Below are 16,991 nucleotides of genomic sequence, written 5' to 3'. Positions count from 1 at the left end.
GGTCGGATTACGACATGAATGAAGCCAAATCTGTCGTCAATACGATATTTTCGGATATGTCAGCTGCTTGCGCGGTGGGAGGCCGCCAGTTCTTGTTGCGCGGGTGCTTTAACACCGGAGAACCGCCGGGTACAGATATTAACGCTTTCATTCGCAAAAAAGTTGGAGCAGATGCGCTTGCACCCGCTGGCCTTTATTGGGAAGGCTCGATTTTTCTGAATGTGCCGGGGCTTTGCCCGATCCATTTTTGAAAGGCGCGATAGAATGCGCTGGGCTCGCTATAGCCGAGTTCCGCCGCAACTTCCGCAACGGTCAGCCTGTCCTCCTGCAACAGTTGCTGTGCTGTTACGAAGCGCAACTCGTCCTTGATCGTACCAAAGCTTTGCCCTTCGGCTTTCAGCCTGCGCCGCAGCGTCGGGGCGGACATTTTCAGCTTTACGGCGATATCTTCGAATGAAGGCCATTCCTGCGCAGGCATCTGGCTCAGATGCCCGCGAACCCGTGAGGAAATGTCGTGATCGTGGCGATAGCGGATCAGAATATTGGCCGGAGCCTCACGCAGAAAATTTTCGAGCGCCACATCGCTGCGGATAGTCGGCAAGGTTAGATAGGATGAATCGAAAACCAGTCGTGTTGCGGGCTGATCGAACAGCACCGGCGCGCCGAAGAATTTTCGATAATCCTGCCGGTCCACGGGTGCCGGACAGGCGAAATCCAGCGTTCGCAACGGGATGCGCCGCCCCACGAGCCAGCACGCCACACCCATCAGGATCAGCCAATAGGCGCGATAGGCAAAGGCCGGACGCGGCGAGCCTGCATCCGTCAGCACCACATGCGCCATGCCGTCTCGGATGCGCAATTCGCCACGCGGATCGTCCAGCACGACATTCAGAAACTGTAGGGCACGACGCAAGGCGCGCTCCAGAGTGCCCGCATGTAAAACGGCATGACAAAGCAGGTTGAAGCTGCCGGGCCGCATCGGGCGTGCGGCCAAACCGAAGAACTCATCATCGATGGTTTCGGCAATCAGCCACCACAGGCGACCGTATTGGATATTCGTGACCGGCTCGGTCAGCCTTTCCGGCAAACCGACTGCCGCCATCAATGGCGCGGTATCGATGCCACGCTGGCGTACGCTTTCCAAAGCATCTTCAACGAAGCCGGGTGTGATATTATGGCGTTCCATGGATTGAACTTTATTGCAAAAACGATCACCAATTAAGACCTCTAATGTCATTGTTTGCAATGATTGAGGGATTAACCTCTTCCTCGCAGCGTTTTTAGAGGAGCTTGGCGCTGCCGTGACTAGTCTGGGAGGAATACCGGAATGACTGAAGCGTCTGCTTTCACGCAGCGTGTGCGTTATGATGACGCCGTGGCAAAGTTTGAACTCGATCATGCCATCACACAGCTTGCGGGCCATCCCGACACCGGCCTCAATGCCTGCGTGGAATGCTGCGACCGTTATGTCGGCGAAAACCGGGTAGCGCTGCGCGCCATTTCCGCCGACGGCCAGCTGACAGAACTCACCTTTGAAGAATTGCGCGATCTTTCCGCAAAAGTCGGCAACATGCTGAAGAATGCAGGCGTCAGTGCGGGCGATGTCGTTGCCGGTCTCCTGCCCCGCACACCCGAACTTGTTGCAACCATTCTCGGTGCCTGGCGTATCGGCGCTATATATCAGCCGCTCTTCACCGCTTTCGGTCCAAAGGCCATCGAACACCGCCTCAAGACGAGCGATGCAAAACTGGTCGTGACCAATCTTGCCAATCGCAGCAAGCTTGACGAAGTCGAAAATTGCCCGCAGGTCGCAACGATACTTGCGCCCGACGAAACCGCACCTGCCGCTGATATCGATTTCCGCGCAGCGCTCGCCGCTGCCTCCACCCATTGTCCGCCTGTCATGCGCAAGGGCGATGATCTTTTCATGATGATGTCCACCTCCGGCACGGCTGGCCTGCCAAAAGGCGTGCCGGTTCCGCTTTTCGCGCTTCTCGCCTTTGGCGCCTATATGCGTGAAGCCGTGGGCCTGCGTTCCGACGACATTTTCTGGAATATTGCCGATCCCGGCTGGGCCTATGGGCTTTACTATGCCGTGACGGGCCCACTGCAACTGGGCATCGCCACCACGCTTTACGAAGGCGGTTTCAACGCCGAAAGCACCTACGACATTATCGAACGTCTGGGCGTTACCAGTCTGGCCGGTTCGCCAACCGCCTTTCGCCTGTTGATGGCGGCAGGCCCGGAGGCGGCAGCCCGGATCAAGGGACGTCTGCGCGTGGTTTCCAGCGCGGGCGAACCGCTCAATCCGGAAGTGATCCGCTGGTTCGACGCCAATCTCGGCGCGCCGATCCACGACCATTACGGCCAGACGGAACTCGGCATGGTGGTCAACAATCACCACGGCCTTGAACATGCCGTGCGTCAGGGTTCGGCGGGCTATGCCATGCCGGGCTATCGCGTCGCGGTTCTGGATGAGGCCGGAAATGAACTCGGCCCGAACCAGCCGGGTGTCCTCGCCATCGATATCGCAAAATCGCCACTGCTCTGGTTTTTCGGTTATTACAAGCAGGAAACACCAGCCATTGCAGGCGGCTATTACCGCACCGGCGATACGGTGGAATTCGAAGACGACGGTTCCGTCAGCTTCATTGGTCGTGCCGATGATGTCATCACCTCATCCGGCTATCGCATCGGACCGTTCGACGTGGAAAGCGCCCTGCTGGAGCATCCGGCGGTCAATGAGGCGGCGGTCGTCGGCGTTCCTGATCCGCAACGCACCGAAATCGTCAAGGCATTCGTCATTCTGGCACCCGGACAGGAAGGCACGCCCGCGCTTGCCGAAGAACTGGCGCAGCATGTGAAGAAACGGCTTTCCGCCCATGCCTATCCGCGCGAGATCGATTTCGTCAGCGAGCTGCCGAAAACGCCAAGCGGAAAAATCCAGCGCTTTCTGCTGCGCAAGGCAGAAATCGACAAACAGCAACAGACAACAGCCTGAGGTACAATTATGCAGATTCAAGATCGGGTATTTCTGATCACCGGCGCAGGTTCCGGCCTCGGCGCGGCTGTGGCCAGGATGGTTGTCGAAGCTGGCGGCAAGGTAGCCCTTCTGGATGTCAACACGGAAGCGGGTGAAGCGGCGGCGAAAGCGCTTGGCGCAGCCGCTATTTTCCAGCGCACCGACGTGACCAGCGAGGCAGATGGACAAGCTGCCATTGCTGCCGCGCTCAAGGCTTTTGGCCGTATCGATGCGCTCGTCAATTGCGCAGGCATTGCGCCGGGCGAAAAGGTGCTGGGCCGCGAAGGTCCACACAAATTCGACAGTTTTGCGCGCACCATTTCGATCAATCTGATCGGAACCTTCAACATGCTGCGGCTGGTAGCCGAAGCCATGGCAAAGAATGAACCGGGCGATGGCGGCGAACGCGGATTGATCATCAACACCGCCTCGGTCGCCGCCTTTGACGGCCAGATCGGACAGGCCGCCTACTCCGCCTCGAAGGGCGGCGTTGCGGCCATGACCCTCCCCGTCGCGCGTGAACTGGCGCGCCATGGCATTCGCGTCATGACGATTGCCCCCGGCATTTTCGAGACACCGATGATGGCAGGCATGCCGCAGGACGTGCAGGACGCGCTCGGCGCATCCGTGCCGTTCCCGTCGCGGCTTGGACGCCCGGCGGAATATGCAGCGCTCGTGCGCCACATTGCGGAAAACCAGATGCTCAACGGCGAAGTCATCCGTCTCGACGGTGCGCTGCGCATGGCTGCTAAATAAATTCACCATCAGGAAGCGAGGAATAATCATGTCCCACAGCGATCCTATTGTCATTGTCGGCGCAACCCGCACCCCCATGGGCGGCTTTCAGGGCGACTTTTCCGGCGCGCAGGCGACTGATCTCGGCGCTGCTGCGATCAGCGGCGCGCTGGCCGGCGCGGGTCTGGCACTGGAAGCTGTCGAAGAAGTTTTGATGGGCTGTGTCCTGCCTGCCGGTCAGGGACAGGCCCCGGCGCGTCAGGCTTCGATCAAGGCTGGACTGCCCGTTTCGACCGGGGCTACGACCGTCAACAAAATGTGCGGTTCGGGCATGAAAGCCACCATGCTGGCGCATGATCTGCTGCTGGCCGGTTCGGCGGATGTGATCGTTTCCGGCGGTATGGAAAGCATGACCAACGCGCCCTACCTGCTGCCCAAGGCGCGTGGCGGCTATCGCATGGGCCACGGCCAGATTATGGATCATATGTTCCTCGACGGTCTTGAGGATGCCTATGACAAGGGCCGCCTGATGGGCACTTTTGCGGAAGATTGCGCGGAAGCCTACCAGTTCACCCGTGAAGCGCAGGACGAGTTCGCCATTGCCTCGCTGACCCGCGCCCAAAAGGCCATCAAGGATGGTCTGTTTGCGGCAGAGATCACGCCCGTCACGGTGAAATCCAGTCGCGCCGAGGTGCAGGTTTCGATTGACGAACAGCCCGGCAAGGCGAAGCTCGACAAGATCCCCGCGCTGCGCCCAGCTTTTCGCGATGGCGGCACGGTAACGGCGGCCAATTCCTCGTCGATTTCCGATGGCGCTGCAGCGCTCGTGCTGATGCGCGCATCGGAAGCGGAGAAGCGTGGCTTGACCCCGCGCGCGGTGCTGGTTGGTCATGCGACCTATGCCGACAAGCCGAACCTTTTCGCGACCGCGCCTATCGGCGCAATCAGCAAGCTCTCGGAAAAGATCGGCTGGAACCTCAAGGATGTCGATCTGTTCGAGATCAATGAAGCTTTCGCTGTCGTCACCATGGCGGCCATGCGCGATCTCGATCTGCCGCATGACAAGGTCAATATTCATGGCGGCGCTTGCGCGCTCGGCCACCCGATCGGCGCTTCCGGCGCGCGCATTCTGGTGACGCTGCTCGCCGCGCTTGAAACGCATGGCCTGAAACGCGGCATGGCTGGTATCTGCCTTGGCGGTGGCGAAGCCACCTCAATCGGCATTGAAAGGATCGTGTGATGCTTCTGACCGATACGCAGGAGCAGATCCGCGACGCCGTCCGCGATTTCGCGCAGGAGCGTCTTGCGCCGGGCGCGGCAAAGCGTGACCGGGAACATGCTTTCCCGCGCGCTGAACTGACCGAGATGGGCGAACTTGGCTTTCTCGGCATGCTTGTGCCGGAAGAATGGGGCGGCTCGGACCTCGGCATGGTGGCCTATGCGCTGGCTCTGGAAGAAATCGCCGCCGGTGACGGCGCGTGCTCGACCATCGTTTCGGTGCATTCCTCTGTGGGCTGCGTACCCATCCTGCGCTTCGGGACTGAGGACCAGAAACGCCGCTTTTTGCCGAAAATGGCATCGGGTGAATGGATCGGCGGCTTTGCTTTGACTGAACCGCAGGCCGGATCCGATGCGTCGGCGCTGAAAACCCGCGCCCGGCTTGATGGCGACCATTATGTGATCGACGGCTCCAAGCAATTCATCACGTCCGGCAAGAATGGCAGTGTGGTGATTGTCTTTGCGGTCACCGATCCGACTGCGGGCAAGAAGGGCATTTCGGCCTTTATCGTGCCGACCGACACACCAGGCTATGAGGTCATGACGGTCGAACACAAGCTCGGCCAGCATTCATCCGATACCTGCGCGCTGGCTTTCACCAATATGCGCGTGCCAGTGGAAAACCGGCTGGGCGCGGAAGGCGAAGGCTATAAAATAGCGCTTGCCAATCTTGAAGGCGGACGCATCGGCATTGCCGCGCAGGCCGTGGGCATGGCGCGGGCCGCTTTCGAAGCAGCCCGCGACTATGCCAAAGAGCGCATCACCTTCGGCAAGCCGATTGCCGAACATCAGGCCGTAGCCTTCCGTCTTGCCGATATGGCGACGAAGATCGAAACGGCTCGCCAGATGGTCCTGCACGCCGCAGCCTTGCGCGAGGCGGGCAAACCCTGCCTGACGGAAGCCTCGATGGCCAAGCTCGTGGCGTCGGAAATGGCTGAAGAAGTATGCTCCGCTGCGATCCAGATTCACGGCGGCTATGGCTACCTTGCCGATTATCCGGTTGAGCGCATCTATCGCGATGTGCGCGTCTGCCAGATTTATGAAGGCACGAGCGAAGTTCAGCGACTGGTGATTGCTCGCGGGCTTTAAGCCTTCCCAAAACGGTCGTGGATGACCATGCCTGCCGCCATGGCGGCCACGAATAACCAGACCTGCGGCAAGCCGATAGACAAGGCTGCGACCGCAGGTCCCGGGCAGAAGCCGGCCAGTCCCCAGCCGAGACCGAACAGCGCCGAGCCAAACAGCAGAGGCCGGTCGATCTGGGTCTTTTCGGGGAGGTGAAAGCTGTCATCCAGCACCGGCTTTGCCAGCTTACGCTGTAGCATTACGCCCGGGATGGCGACCAGAAGAGCGCCGCCGAGCACGAATGCAAGGCTGGGGTCCCAGTGACCGCTTGCGATATTCAAAAAGCCCTGCACGCGTGACGGGTCGATCATGCCTGAAAGCGACAATCCGAACCCGAATAACGCGCCTGCGAAAAGCGCTGCCGCGAGCCGGTAATAAGCGAAACTTTTCATAACAGAACTCCCGTGAGGGTCGCCGCCGCGACACCAGTTATCAGGAAGGTGATTGTCGCGGCGATGGAACGTTTGGAAAAGCGGGCCATGCCGAGGATACCGTGACCGGATGTGCAGCCCGAGCCCATGCGCGTTCCAATGCCGACCAGAAGACCGGCGACGACAATAATCGGCCAGGAAGCCGAAATGGTTGTTACCGGGAAGCTCCCGAAAAGCGCGGCGTAGACCACGGGGCCGAGAATGAGGCCAAGAACGAAAGCTGCATTGAGCGCGGCCTGACTTCCGTTCAGCAATCTGCCGACGATACCGCTGATACCGGCAATGCGGCCATTGAAAATCAGAAGAAAAATCGCTGCTGCACCGAGAATCATGCCGCCTGCCAGCGACTGGAGATAGGTCATCATGACAAATCTCCCTTAGGCGCGTCATGACAGAAGATGCCATACAGCGCCTCGATCAGCTGCGCCGCCTTGGTTTCCGTCAGGCGATAGAATATTTGCTTGGCTTCGCGCCGGGTTTCGACGATGCCGGATTCACGCAGCACGCCGAGTTGCTGCGACAGGGTCGGCTGACGAATGCCAAGCCCATGTTCCAATTCACCAACCGAATATTCTTTTTCCGCCAGCGCACAGGCCAGCATCAGACGGGCCGGATGCGACAGGGTGCGCAGCAATTCGGCCACTTCGCCCGCACGATTTTCCATCTGCTGGCGCGACATGACGGCATTGGTGCCCGTAACACTATCCATGAGGCAACTCCAAATTCAATATACGCTTACATATAATATATATTGATAAAATCAAGTGCGGTATCTGGAGTTCTACAGAGATAAAAATCACCGCCATCCTTACGAATGGCGGTGATCGACTTTGTCAGCCGAGGAATTCCTGCACAGCTGTCAGTTCGGTCTGGCGCAGTTCATGACCGCCCGGATGCCAGACAAGATTGACGTCGGCCTTCTGACTTTCAAAATAGTGCGCGAGCGCCTCCGTGAAATCCGGCGGGCAGATCGGGTCCATTCGGCCAGCCGTCATCAGAATTTTCGCGCCTTCCAAGCCCGGATTATTCGCTGGTTTGAACGGGATCAGCGGATGTAGAAGCACTGCCTTGTCAAATATCCTGCCTTTCTCGATCAGCAGATTGGCCATGATATTGGCCCCGTTAGAATAACCCAAAGCGATCACTTCCGACGGCTGATACTCTTCGACCAGCGCGGCGATAAACGCAGCCATTTTGTCCGTGGCGCGGGCAAGGTCTGGCATGTCATAGACGCCCTCGCCCGTCCGACGGAAGAAGCGGGCGGCACCAAATTCCGACACGTCGCCGCGGGGGGAAACAATGGTCGCCTCCGGCAAAAGCTGTTCAGCCAAACCGAAGAACTGATTTTCATCGCCGCCGGTGCCGTGAAAGACAATGAACAGCGGCGCGCCGACCGCACCGGCCTTCAGCCGGTGCACGTAGGTCTGAATGGTCATAATCTGTCTCCTGCTCGCGCTTAAATCTTGTCGAGATGTTCTTCGAGATAAGCACGAAGATGCTGGTGCTGCGACGGCAGCTTCAGAGCTTCGCCCAAATGCGCGGTGTCTTCGTCGCGATCAAAGCCGGGTTCGTTGGTTGCGACTTCGAACAGAACACCACCCGGTGTCCGGAAGTAGATCGCCCAGAAATAATCGCGGTCGATCACTGGCGTGACATTATATCCGGTATCCATCAGGGCCTTGCGAACTTCCAGCTGCTTTTCGCGGTTTTCGACCGCAAAGGCGACGTGGTGCACCGAACCTGCTCCCTGCTGGTTACGACCGACAGAAGGCAAGGTCTGAAGATCGATCACATCAGCTCCGTTGCCTTCCGACATGATAAGGCGAGTGATGCCATCCTTCGCGTCCAGCTTCTGATAGCCCATATAGTTGAGCAATTCCGAAGTCGCGCCCTCGTCACGCAAGCGCATCGAAACCGAATGAAAGCCGCGAATGGCGTGGTCGGCATCGATGCCTTCATGCGCCCACGGCTCACGCGGATCGTCCTTCACTTCCACCAGAGCGAAACTGTCGCCATCGGGGCCACGGAAGAAGACGCGCTTTTCGCCAAAAGCTTCATCTTCCGATTCGACAGTGACGGCGGATTGCGCGAAGCGATCCTTCCAGAAACCGAGCGAGCCTTGCGGGACTGCAAAAACGGTTGTTCCCACCTCGCCCGTACCATCGCGACCGCGCTGAATGCCGGGAAAGGGGAAATAGGTCATGACGGTGCCCGGCGTGCCAACTTCATCGCCATAATAGAGGTGATAAACGCTCGGATCATCGAAGTTCACGGTCTTCTTGACGCGGCGTAATCCCAGCACATCCGTGAAGAACTTGTTGTTCGAACGGGCATCTGCTGCCAGCGACGTAACGTGGTGAAGGCCTTTGATCTGATTAAGCATGGCGATCTCTCCTGTTGTGTTGCAGCAAGATATAATGATCGGAATGCATCTGGATATATTGACAATCATACACAGATTGTCTTCAGATCGAATACAATTAGCTATCCCTGCCAATAGGTGCTGGACTGAGACCCCCTACAAGTTTAGCTAACCTTTATCGCAATGACAAAGAAAGGCCTCCCATGGCGTCCGGCTTGTTTGCACTTCTCGATGACGTGGCAGCAATCGCAAAAATGGCGGCGGCCTCTTTGGATGACGTGGCTGGACAAACCGCAAAGGCCAGCGCCAAGGCGGCAGGCATTGTGATTGATGATACGGCGGTGACGCCGAAATATGTCGTTGGTCTGAAGCCGGAACGGGAATTGCCGGTCATCTGGAAAATCACCAAGGGTTCGCTGCGCAACAAGCTGATCTTTCTACTGCCGCTGGCGCTGATCTTCAGCTATTTCGCGCCCGGTCTCATCATGCCGCTTCTGATGATCGGCGGCGCCTATCTCGCATTTGAGGGCACGGAAAAGCTGGTCGAGTTTTTCGTGCCGCATAAGGATGAGGAACAAGCGGAAACAAAGGCCACCACCGCGAAGGAAATTGAAGCGACAACTGTGAGCGGGGCCATCCGAACCGACTTCATCCTGTCAGCGGAGATCATGGCGCTCACGCTTGCCGGTCTGCCGCCTTCGAATATCTATACGCAGGCGGCGATCCTCGCCTGTGTCGCCGTCCTGATCACCTTCGCCGTTTATGGCGTTGTCGGCTTTATCGTCAAGCTCGATGACATGGGTGTCGCGCTTGCCCGCAATGCCCATACCGGTTTTGGTAAGCGGTTCGGCAAGGGTCTGGTTGCGGGTATGCCCGTCGTGCTCAAGGTGCTCAGCACCGTGGGCACCGTCGCCATGCTCTGGGTTGGCGGCAGCATCATCGTTCACGGTCTGGCATCGATCGGCGTTCACAGCGTCGAGGAATTCATTCACAACATCGTCGCCCATCTGCCGACCGAAGGCAGCAGCTTCGGCGGCGTTCTGGAGTGGATCGCAACGTCTTTCCTGCAAGCAGTGCTCGCCGTCCTGATCGGGGCCGTCATTGTCGGCATCGTACATGTCGTCAAGGCGGTTAAATCCAAGGCCTGATCACGCCAGATAGCGCCTAAACCAGGCGATTGTTCTGTCCCAGGCGAGCTTGGCGGCGGCCTCGTCATAGCGTGGGGTGGAATCATTGTGGAAGCCGTGATTGACGCCCGGATAGATATAGGCCTCGTAGGTCTTGCCGTTCTTTTTCAGCACTTCTTCATAGGCCGGCCAGCCTTCGTTGATACGCGTGTCCAACTCGGCATAATGAAGCAAGATTGGCGCCTTGATGCGCGAAACCTCGTCTTTCGGTGCCTGCCGACCATAAAACGGCACGGCAGCGGCCAGTTCGGGAAAGGCGACTGCTGCCGCATTGGCAACGCCACCACCATAGCAGAAGCCGGTGATCCCGACCTTGCCGGTGGTCAGATCGCTTTTCATCATGAAATCGACGGCAGCGAAGAAGTCGTTCATCAGCTTGGTTGGGTCGACCTGCTGCTGCAATTCGCGGCCCTTTTCGTCATTGCCGGGATAGCCGCCGACCGACGTAAGACCATCCGGTGCCAATGCGATGAAACCGGCCTTGGCCACACGGCGCGCGACATCCTCGATATAAGGGTTGAGGCCGCGGTTCTCGTGCACCACCACGACCGCCGGAACCTTGCCCTGCACCTTCGCAGGACGGACAAGATAGGCGCGCACATTGCCGTTCCCCTCCGGTGATGGATAGGTGATGTATTCGGCCAGAATATCAGGATCGGTAAACTCAACTTGCTGCGCTATGGCGTAATCCGGGCTGAGCGATGCCAATATAGCGGTTGCCGTCATCGTGCCGACGGCGAACTTTGCAGCCCGGTCGAGAAACTGGCGTTTGGTGATCTTGCCATGCGCGTAAAAGTCGTAAAGCTCGAGCAGTTCCTGCGGGAAGTCCTTTGCCGTTAAACGTGTCATGGGCAGCGCTCTCCTCTTTCAAGGAGGTCAGCTTAACACAGGGTGCTTCCGGGTAAATGACAGATACCCCGCGTGCGAAAGCGCGGGGTATCTTCCGGCTTTCCGTAGGATCAGCGGTAGACGATACCGCCATCGGTCAGGATGGCCTGACCGGTGATATAGTCGGAATCCGGACTCGCCAGGAAAGAGACGAGAGATGCCACATCGTCCGGCGTCTGCGCGCGACCAAGCGCAATGCCGTCGACATATTTCTTATAGGTTTCACCTTTCGGCGCGCCGGTAATCTCGGCGAAACGTTCGTCGATTTCCACCCACATGTCGGTGCCCACGATGCCGGGGCAATAGGCGTTCACGGTAATGCCCGCGCTGGCATATTCCTTGGCTGCGGCCTGCGTCAGCGCACGAACGGCGAATTTTGTGGCGGAATAAACACCGAGCATCGCAAAACCATCATGACCGGCAATGGACGAAGCATTGATGATCTTGCCCTTCTGGTTGCGCGCCTTGAACTTCGCGGCAGCCGCCTGAATGCCCCAGAGCACACCATCGACATTGATGCGGAAAATACGCTCGACCTCTTCCGGCTTTACATCCGCTATCGGCTGAACCTGCGCGATACCGGCATTGTTGACGATCACGTCGAAGCCGCTCAGTTCCTTTTCCGCATGGTCGATAGCGGCATAGACATCATCGCGCTTGCTGACATCGGCTGAGAATGTAGACGCCTTGCGGCCCAAGGCTTCCACCTCTTTTTTGACAGCATTGAGCTTGTCCGCCTTGAGATCGACCAGTGCGACATCGAAACCGTCCTTGGCCAGCCGAAGGGCGATGCCCCGACCGATGCCCTGTGCCGCACCGGTGACGAGCGCAACCTTGGTGTTAGCCGACATGATTCATCCTTTCCTGAGTGATTTGATGAATGGCAATGCAACGCATCCCATAGGCGATATGGAACACGTCCCGGCGCTATCAACCCACGCCAGCGGCTTGATTTCATTGATTATGATCAAATTCCCTTTATTAGCGTCTAGAAAAATAAAAAGCCCGGCAGTGCCGGGCGTTTTTGATCTGTGTTGACGCCTGCGAAGGCCGATCAGATATTCGGTTCGATCTTGCCTTTGGCCTTGCCCTTATCCTTGGCTGTGAGCTTGTCGATATAGGCAAGGAACAGCGCAGACACGACGAAGGCCAGATGTATGATCGTGAACCACATAAGCTGGTTCGACGTATAGGTCGTGGCATTCAGGAATATCTGCAAAAGATGGATCGACGAGATGGCCACAATCGTCGATGCGACCTTGATCTTGAGCGAACCGGCATCAATCGTGCCCAACCAGTGCACCTCGTCGCCTGCCTGATCGAAGCGGCTGACAAAATTTTCATAGCCGGAAATGATCACCATCACCACGAGGCTGGCAATCAGCGCCGCATCGATCAGCCCCAATATTTTCAGGATCGTATCGGTGTCGTTCAGCGACGTGGCCTTGCTGGCAAAGTCGAAAAGCTTACCCGCAAAAGATACGGCATAAATGGCCAAGGCAATGGCCAAACCCAGATAGAAAACCACCAACAGCCAACGCGAGGCCAGAATGATGTTCTCAATCATCAACTCAATTCGTTTCATGCAACCACTTCCAGGTTTTCATACCAGACACCTCGTAAAATTTTGCTTCGTTCGCAAGGAAAATGAACCACATTTGGCGTGGAATAATGTGCAAAAGCCAGAATGGTGACGGCAATGGCGAATTTCAATAAGCGCTGCACACAAAGCCTATGTCTTTCGTGCAGATAGCTAAAAGGCAAAGCCGTCCGGCTCACAAAGAAACAGCATTTTCTTATTTAGTGTTATAAATATTGCATCGCTGTGACTTCAAAGCCGCTGGTCTATTCAACACTTTCATAATATAAGGCGCCCCTGATATTTTATTGCCGCCTCGCAATAGGGTGGTGTTAAAAGCGGGAACCTAATGAACATCGAGACGGCCGTGAACGACAAAGCCAGCATCTTCGATCTGGCTCCTATTTCTCTTTGGCTTGAAGACTATAGCGGTCTTCGCAAGCAGTTCGATACATGGCGGTCGGAAGGCATCACTGACCTTAAGACTTTTCTGATGGAAGACACGAGCCGTCTTCGCATCTGCACGAGTCACATCCGGGTTCTCGCGGTTAACCGCAAGACGCTTTCGCTGTTCGAGGCGAAGGATATCAATCACCTCGTCACCAATCTGGAGCGCGTTTTCCGCGACGATATGCTGGAACCGCATATCGACGAGATGGTGCAGCTCTGGAACGGCTCCGACACCTTCTACAGCAACACGATCAACTATTCGCTAGAAGGCCGGCGCATCGATATTCAGCTGAAGGGCCGTATCCTGCCCGGTCACGAACAAAGCTGGGATCGTGTCCTCCTGTCGATTGAGGACGTGACCGCACGCGAGAACGCGATGCGCGAGCAGGATCGCCACAAGCGTCATGCGCAAGGCCTGTTCGAGCATTCGCCGGTTTCGCTGTGGGTTGAGGATTTCAGCCGCATCAAGGAACTGATGGACGATGTGCGCCAGCGCGGCATTGTCGATTTCCGCGTGTTCACCGATGTGCACCCGGAATTCGTGCGTCAGTGCATGAGCGAAATTCGCGTGCTGGAAATCAACAACGAGACGCTGGAGCTTTTCCTCGCACCTGACAAGCAGACATTGCTGCAATCCCTGCCGCAGATTCTACGCGGGGAAATGGAAGCGCATTTCCGCGAACAGCTGATCGACCTGTGGAATGGCATTCTGTTCCAGCGTCGCGAAGTGATCAACTACGCACTCGATGGCACTGAACGCCACGTTCTGTTGCAGTTCTCGGTCCTGCCCGGCCATGAAAATGACTGGTCGCTGGTGCAGGTGGCGCTGACGGACATCACCGCACGCAAAAAGGCCGAAGCCTATCTGGAATATCTCGGCAAGCACGACGTGCTGACCAAGCTGCACAACCGCGCCTTTTATGTGGATGAGCTCAACCGGCTGGAGCGGAAGGGCCACCTGCCTGTTTCCATCATCATCATCGATCTAAATGGCCTCAAGTCTGCCAATGACCTTTGGGGACATGCGTCAGGCGACGGATTGCTGCGCCGTATCGGCGAAGTTCTGAACGAAGCCGTCAAGCTGCCCGGCCATGCCGCGCGGATCGGCGGCGACGAATTTGCAATTGTGCTGCCTTATGTGGATGAGCGCGGCGCGGAAGCCATGGTGGAAGACATCAAGCGGCTGGTTGAAATCAACAATCAGTACTATTCCCAATTGCAGCTCAACCTGTCCATCGGCACGGCAACCACCACGCCGGGAGAAACGCTCGAAGCCGTCGCCAAACGCGCCGATCTCCTGATGTATGAAAACAAGCGCCAGCAATATTCATCCAAAGGCGGTATCTAGGCTCTGCTGAATGCCAGCAAGGATGAGATCGACCCCAGTGAGAAAATCGTCACGGTCATCATGCGCCGATAGTTGACTGGAAATGTCCTGCGTAAACGGGAAGATTGCGGCGTCGAGACGCGACCATTCTTCCGCCATTCCACCCAAGAACTGTTCCCGGTCGAGCTCGAGCCTGCGCGCCATCGTGGCATTGGCTGCATTTTGGCAGGCAACGCCCAGAACGTAGTTCAGAATAGCAGCGACGACCGACCATTCCTTGGCTGGAGCGACGCCCATCCTTCGGATTTGCTGGCCAAAGAGTTCAATGATGCGAACCGAGGGCAATGATCCAGGTGCCTGAGCGAGGACAGATCCGATCCAGGGCCTGTTGTCGATGGCGTCGAAAATAGCGCCAGAAAAATCTCGGATCCCGCAAGACGGAGAGCCTTGGCTAGCCGGACGGGCAATGGGTTCAACGATGGCATCGCAAGCCGCGACCAGCAGAGCGGCCTTGTTCTTGATGTGCCAATAGATCGCGCCGGAGCCGGTATTCAGATGCTTTGCAAGCGCCTGAAACGTTAGCCCGCTTTCTCCGTTCCTATCCAGAAGCTCGACGGCTGCATCGATAATCTGCGCCCTCGTGAGCATATCCTGTCTGCGTCTACCATCTTTTCTCATAGCCCTTCTTGACATGAATGGAATGATATTCCAACTATGGAATGATATTCCATTCAAGGAGAACAGCCAAATGGATATTGCAATCGCCGGCGGTGGGCTCGGCGGGCTCATGCTCGCACGCGTTCTGTACGTCAACGGGATTACGGCGACGGTCTATGAAGCGGACTCCTCCCACAATGCCCGACCACAGGGCGGCATGCTCGATATCCACGACTTCAACGGCCAGCGCGCGCTCCACGACGCCGGCCTCTATGAGAGGTTTTTGGAACTGGTCCATGCGGGAGGACAACAAACCCGCGTGTTGGACAAGAACGGATGTCTTCTGATGGATAATCCGGACGACGGTACGGGAGGCCGGCCGGAAGTACAGCGTGGAGAACTACGTCGCATCTTGCTGGAAGCGCTTCCGCCGGAAACCGTTCGGTGGGGTCACAAGCTTAGAAGTGTTGAGCCACTCGGTATGGGACGGCACCAGCTGACCTTCGAGAACGGCTCGAGCGTGGCGACCGGTCTTCTCGTTGGCGCTGATGGCGCCTGGTCGAAGGTGCGATCACGCCTGTCGGATGTTAAGCCAACCTATTCCGGAACGACTTTCGTAGAGACGTGGCTCTATAATGTAGACGTTCGCCATCCGGCCACCGCCAAGGCCGTCGGCGGCGGCTCGATGTTTGCTCTCTCACCCGGCAAGGGCATAATGGCGCATCGCGAGCCTGACGGCGTTCTGCATGCCTATGTGGCGCTAAACAAGCCTGAGGACTGGATCGCGCAGATCGACTTTTCCAAGCGCGAAAGCGCGATCGCAACGACTGCCGAGGAATTCGATGGCTGGGCTCCTGAGCTCAAGGCGCTCATCACCGAGAGCGATACGCCGCTGGTTGCGCGTGTCCTTCACACGTTGCCGGAACACTTTAGCTGGAAGAGAGTTCCGGGCGTAACCCTGATCGGGGACGCAGCGCATCTGATGGTGCCGTCTGGCGAGGGCGCCAATCTTGCGATGTTCGACGGCGCAGAACTCGGCAAGGCCATCGCTGAAAGTCAAGGCGATATAGAGGCTGCGCTCACTCAATACGAGGCAGAACTATTCCCCCGAAGCCGGTCGGCTGCGGTGGAGGCAGCAGCGCTTGTGCGGTTGTTGTTTGGCGAAGACGCACCACACGGTCTTGTTGACGCATTCGCGGAGGATCGGATGGGAGCGCTTGGGGAAGAGACCAAGCGCACCTGATCGCATCGTCGCAACTGATGTCTAGCGGGAGCTTTAATCGTCGAACGTGATGACGGATTTGCCGCGTGTCAGGTCCGTCACGAGCCGCGACAGGTCATCCTGCGCGGCAATAGGCATTGCGCCGGTTATTTCCACGCCGTTTGCCGTAAAATTCTCCTGCGCAATCGCGACATGATTCACAGCGGTCAGCCGCGCTTTCAACAGCGCGTGGTCGGAAAAATCGCAGGCAAAGGCAAAGCCGATCATCGGGATCACCTCGGTCTTTTCCGCCTGTCGCAGGCAGGTCGCCGCCGTGCCGCCATAGGCGCGCATCAAGCCACCGCTACCGAGCAGAATGCCGCCGAACCAACGGATCACCACCACCGCAATATTGTCGAGCTGTTGACCGTCGATGGCTTGCAGGATCGGCTTGCCCGCCGTGCCGCTTGGCTCACCGTCGTCGCTGAAACGATAGTTCTGCCCCATACGCCAGGCCCAGCAATTGTGACTGGCCGCAAGGTCCGAATGTTCGCTCAGGAAATCCTTCGCCGCCTGCTCGCTCGCAACCGGCGCGGCAATGGCCAGAAACCGACTTTTCTTGATTTCCTGACTATAGGTTTCGACGCGACTGATCGTGAACATGGCAATCCTGCAACTATGATTTTGCGGCCTATCATGTTCCTGTGTAGATGACGACCCCTTACGCATTGCCCGCCATTGCGCCTACG

General features: G+C 57.5%; 19 protein-coding genes. 8 read left to right on the top strand and 11 right to left on the bottom strand.

Features of this window, described 5'->3' with window-relative positions:
• Positions 1-193 precede the first annotated feature (193 nt).
• Positions 194-1,186, bottom strand: coding sequence for an AraC family transcriptional regulator (locus tag WIX40_RS08245; protein WP_339439792.1), 993 nt, complete (start codon positions 1,184-1,186; stop codon positions 194-196).
• Positions 1,187-1,327: 141 nt separating this feature from the next.
• On the opposite strand from WIX40_RS08245, the gene WIX40_RS08240 reads away from it, so the two are divergent.
• From WIX40_RS08240 to WIX40_RS08225, 4 genes are read left to right on the top strand one after another with little or no spacing between them, the layout of a single operon-like run.
• Positions 1,328-3,001 carry an acyl-CoA synthetase gene (locus WIX40_RS08240; RefSeq protein ID WP_339439791.1) on the top strand — a complete coding sequence of 558 codons (1,674 nt, stop codon included), beginning with the start codon at positions 1,328-1,330 and terminating at the stop codon, positions 2,999-3,001.
• Between the two features lie 9 nt (positions 3,002-3,010).
• On the top strand, positions 3,011-3,778 hold the full coding sequence (locus tag WIX40_RS08235) for a 3-hydroxyacyl-CoA dehydrogenase (protein WP_339439790.1): 768 nt from the start codon (positions 3,011-3,013) through the stop codon (positions 3,776-3,778).
• A 28-nt stretch (positions 3,779-3,806) separates the two neighbouring features.
• Positions 3,807-4,997: an acetyl-CoA C-acyltransferase gene (locus WIX40_RS08230; RefSeq protein ID WP_339439789.1), complete on the top strand. Its 1,191-nt coding sequence runs from the start codon at positions 3,807-3,809 to the stop codon at positions 4,995-4,997.
• Complete coding sequence (locus WIX40_RS08225) at positions 4,997-6,124, top strand: acyl-CoA dehydrogenase family protein (RefSeq protein ID WP_339439788.1); 1,128 nt, start codon at positions 4,997-4,999, stop codon at positions 6,122-6,124. The genes WIX40_RS08230 and WIX40_RS08225 overlap by 1 nt, the downstream gene beginning before the upstream one ends.
• Here the strand turns inward: WIX40_RS08225 and WIX40_RS08220 are convergent.
• The 5 genes from WIX40_RS08220 to WIX40_RS08200 form a co-directional block, all read right to left on the bottom strand.
• The gene (locus tag WIX40_RS08220) at positions 6,121-6,552 is read right to left on the bottom strand and encodes a YeeE/YedE family protein (RefSeq protein WP_171318831.1); all 432 of its coding nucleotides are present in this window, start codon (positions 6,550-6,552) and stop codon (positions 6,121-6,123) included. The genes WIX40_RS08225 and WIX40_RS08220 overlap by 4 nt on opposite strands.
• Positions 6,549-6,956: a YeeE/YedE family protein gene (locus WIX40_RS08215; protein ID WP_339439787.1), complete on the bottom strand. Its 408-nt coding sequence runs from the start codon at positions 6,954-6,956 to the stop codon at positions 6,549-6,551. Before WIX40_RS08215 ends, WIX40_RS08220 begins: the two co-directional genes overlap by 4 nt.
• Positions 6,953-7,300, bottom strand: a complete 348-nt coding sequence (gene bigR / locus WIX40_RS08210; protein ID WP_339439786.1) for a sulfite-sensing transcriptional repressor BigR — start codon at positions 7,298-7,300, stop codon at positions 6,953-6,955. The genes WIX40_RS08215 and bigR overlap by 4 nt, the downstream gene beginning before the upstream one ends.
• A 124-nt stretch (positions 7,301-7,424) precedes the next feature.
• Positions 7,425-8,027 (bottom strand): alpha/beta hydrolase, encoded by a 603-nt coding sequence (locus WIX40_RS08205; RefSeq protein WP_339439785.1) that lies wholly within the window; start codon positions 8,025-8,027, stop codon positions 7,425-7,427.
• 20 nt (positions 8,028-8,047) lie between these two features.
• Entirely contained in the window at positions 8,048-8,974 is a 927-nt protein-coding gene (locus tag WIX40_RS08200; RefSeq protein ID WP_339439784.1) for a VOC family protein, read from the bottom strand.
• Positions 8,975-9,156: 182 nt separating this feature from the next.
• Here WIX40_RS08200 and WIX40_RS08195 point away from each other — a divergent pair, with 182 nt between their 5' ends.
• Positions 9,157-10,101 (top strand): DUF808 domain-containing protein, encoded by a 945-nt coding sequence (locus WIX40_RS08195; protein ID WP_339439783.1) that lies wholly within the window; start codon positions 9,157-9,159, stop codon positions 10,099-10,101.
• Here the strand turns inward: WIX40_RS08195 and yghX are convergent, their stop codons facing one another.
• Together yghX and WIX40_RS08185 are read right to left on the bottom strand one after the other, a co-directional pair.
• A complete protein-coding gene (gene yghX, locus WIX40_RS08190; RefSeq protein WP_339439782.1) occupies positions 10,102-10,989 on the bottom strand; it encodes a YghX family hydrolase in 888 nt (295 codons plus the stop codon). It lies immediately after the preceding gene.
• A 110-nt stretch (positions 10,990-11,099) separates the two neighbouring features.
• Positions 11,100-11,879, bottom strand: a complete 780-nt coding sequence (locus WIX40_RS08185) for an acetoin reductase (protein WP_339439781.1) — start codon at positions 11,877-11,879, stop codon at positions 11,100-11,102.
• Here WIX40_RS08185 and WIX40_RS08180 point away from each other — a divergent pair.
• Positions 11,878-12,066: a hypothetical protein gene (locus WIX40_RS08180; RefSeq protein WP_339439780.1), complete on the top strand. Its 189-nt coding sequence runs from the start codon at positions 11,878-11,880 to the stop codon at positions 12,064-12,066. The genes WIX40_RS08185 and WIX40_RS08180 overlap by 2 nt on opposite strands.
• A gap of 16 nt (positions 12,067-12,082) precedes the next feature.
• Here the strand turns inward: WIX40_RS08180 and WIX40_RS08175 are convergent, their stop codons facing one another.
• Positions 12,083-12,613, bottom strand: coding sequence for a TIGR00645 family protein (locus WIX40_RS08175; RefSeq protein WP_109367302.1), 531 nt, complete (start codon positions 12,611-12,613; stop codon positions 12,083-12,085).
• Positions 12,614-12,956: 343 nt separating this feature from the next.
• On the opposite strand from WIX40_RS08175, the gene WIX40_RS08170 reads away from it, so the two are divergent.
• Positions 12,957-14,405, top strand: coding sequence for a sensor domain-containing diguanylate cyclase (locus WIX40_RS08170; protein WP_339439779.1), 1,449 nt, complete (start codon positions 12,957-12,959; stop codon positions 14,403-14,405).
• Here the strand turns inward: WIX40_RS08170 and WIX40_RS08165 are convergent.
• A complete protein-coding gene (locus tag WIX40_RS08165) occupies positions 14,385-15,032 on the bottom strand; it encodes a TetR/AcrR family transcriptional regulator (RefSeq protein ID WP_339439778.1) in 648 nt (215 codons plus the stop codon). The two genes, WIX40_RS08170 and WIX40_RS08165, sit on opposite strands and share 21 nt — an antisense overlap.
• A gap of 100 nt (positions 15,033-15,132) precedes the next feature.
• On the opposite strand from WIX40_RS08165, the gene WIX40_RS08160 reads away from it, so the two are divergent.
• Complete coding sequence (locus WIX40_RS08160; protein ID WP_339439777.1) at positions 15,133-16,284, top strand: FAD-dependent oxidoreductase; 1,152 nt, start codon at positions 15,133-15,135, stop codon at positions 16,282-16,284.
• 33 nt (positions 16,285-16,317) lie between these two features.
• Here the strand turns inward: WIX40_RS08160 and WIX40_RS08155 are convergent, their stop codons facing one another.
• On the bottom strand, positions 16,318-16,905 hold the full coding sequence (locus WIX40_RS08155; protein ID WP_339439776.1) for an IMPACT family protein: 588 nt from the start codon (positions 16,903-16,905) through the stop codon (positions 16,318-16,320).
• Positions 16,906-16,991 lie beyond the last annotated feature (86 nt).

The organism is Ochrobactrum teleogrylli (assembly GCF_037482325.1).
In the GTDB taxonomy this organism is placed as follows: Bacteria; Pseudomonadota; Alphaproteobacteria; order Rhizobiales; family Rhizobiaceae; genus Brucella; species Brucella teleogrylli.
The sequence above is the reverse complement of the archived record's forward strand: the minus strand, read 5'-3'. Positions and strand labels throughout refer to the sequence as shown.

Bases quoted from the DNA above. Each gene is read 5' to 3' on its own strand.
- WIX40_RS08165 (WP_339439778.1), bottom strand. From the start codon at position 15,032: ATGCTCACGAGGGCGCAGATTATCGATGCAGCCGTCGAGCTTCTGGAT.
- WIX40_RS08195 (WP_339439783.1), top strand. From the start codon at position 9,157: ATGGCGTCCGGCTTGTTTGCACTTCTCGATGACGTGGCAGCAATCGCA.
- bigR (WP_339439786.1), bottom strand. From the start codon at position 7,300: ATGGATAGTGTTACGGGCACCAATGCCGTCATGTCGCGCCAGCAGATG.
- WIX40_RS08155 (WP_339439776.1), bottom strand. From the start codon at position 16,905: ATGTTCACGATCAGTCGCGTCGAAACCTATAGTCAGGAAATCAAGAAA.
- WIX40_RS08180 (WP_339439780.1), top strand. From the start codon at position 11,878: ATGATTCATCCTTTCCTGAGTGATTTGATGAATGGCAATGCAACGCAT.
- WIX40_RS08225 (WP_339439788.1), top strand. From the start codon at position 4,997: ATGCTTCTGACCGATACGCAGGAGCAGATCCGCGACGCCGTCCGCGAT.
- WIX40_RS08240 (WP_339439791.1), top strand. From the start codon at position 1,328: ATGACTGAAGCGTCTGCTTTCACGCAGCGTGTGCGTTATGATGACGCC.
- WIX40_RS08175 (WP_109367302.1), bottom strand. From the start codon at position 12,613: ATGAAACGAATTGAGTTGATGATTGAGAACATCATTCTGGCCTCGCGT.
- yghX (WP_339439782.1), bottom strand. From the start codon at position 10,989: ATGACACGTTTAACGGCAAAGGACTTCCCGCAGGAACTGCTCGAGCTT.
- WIX40_RS08205 (WP_339439785.1), bottom strand. From the start codon at position 8,027: ATGACCATTCAGACCTACGTGCACCGGCTGAAGGCCGGTGCGGTCGGC.
- WIX40_RS08215 (WP_339439787.1), bottom strand. From the start codon at position 6,956: ATGATGACCTATCTCCAGTCGCTGGCAGGCGGCATGATTCTCGGTGCA.
- WIX40_RS08185 (WP_339439781.1), bottom strand. From the start codon at position 11,879: ATGTCGGCTAACACCAAGGTTGCGCTCGTCACCGGTGCGGCACAGGGC.
- WIX40_RS08245 (WP_339439792.1), bottom strand. From the start codon at position 1,186: ATGGAACGCCATAATATCACACCCGGCTTCGTTGAAGATGCTTTGGAA.
- WIX40_RS08230 (WP_339439789.1), top strand. From the start codon at position 3,807: ATGTCCCACAGCGATCCTATTGTCATTGTCGGCGCAACCCGCACCCCC.
- WIX40_RS08170 (WP_339439779.1), top strand. From the start codon at position 12,957: ATGAACATCGAGACGGCCGTGAACGACAAAGCCAGCATCTTCGATCTG.
- WIX40_RS08160 (WP_339439777.1), top strand. From the start codon at position 15,133: ATGGATATTGCAATCGCCGGCGGTGGGCTCGGCGGGCTCATGCTCGCA.
- WIX40_RS08200 (WP_339439784.1), bottom strand. From the start codon at position 8,974: ATGCTTAATCAGATCAAAGGCCTTCACCACGTTACGTCGCTGGCAGCA.
- WIX40_RS08235 (WP_339439790.1), top strand. From the start codon at position 3,011: ATGCAGATTCAAGATCGGGTATTTCTGATCACCGGCGCAGGTTCCGGC.
- WIX40_RS08220 (WP_171318831.1), bottom strand. From the start codon at position 6,552: ATGAAAAGTTTCGCTTATTACCGGCTCGCGGCAGCGCTTTTCGCAGGC.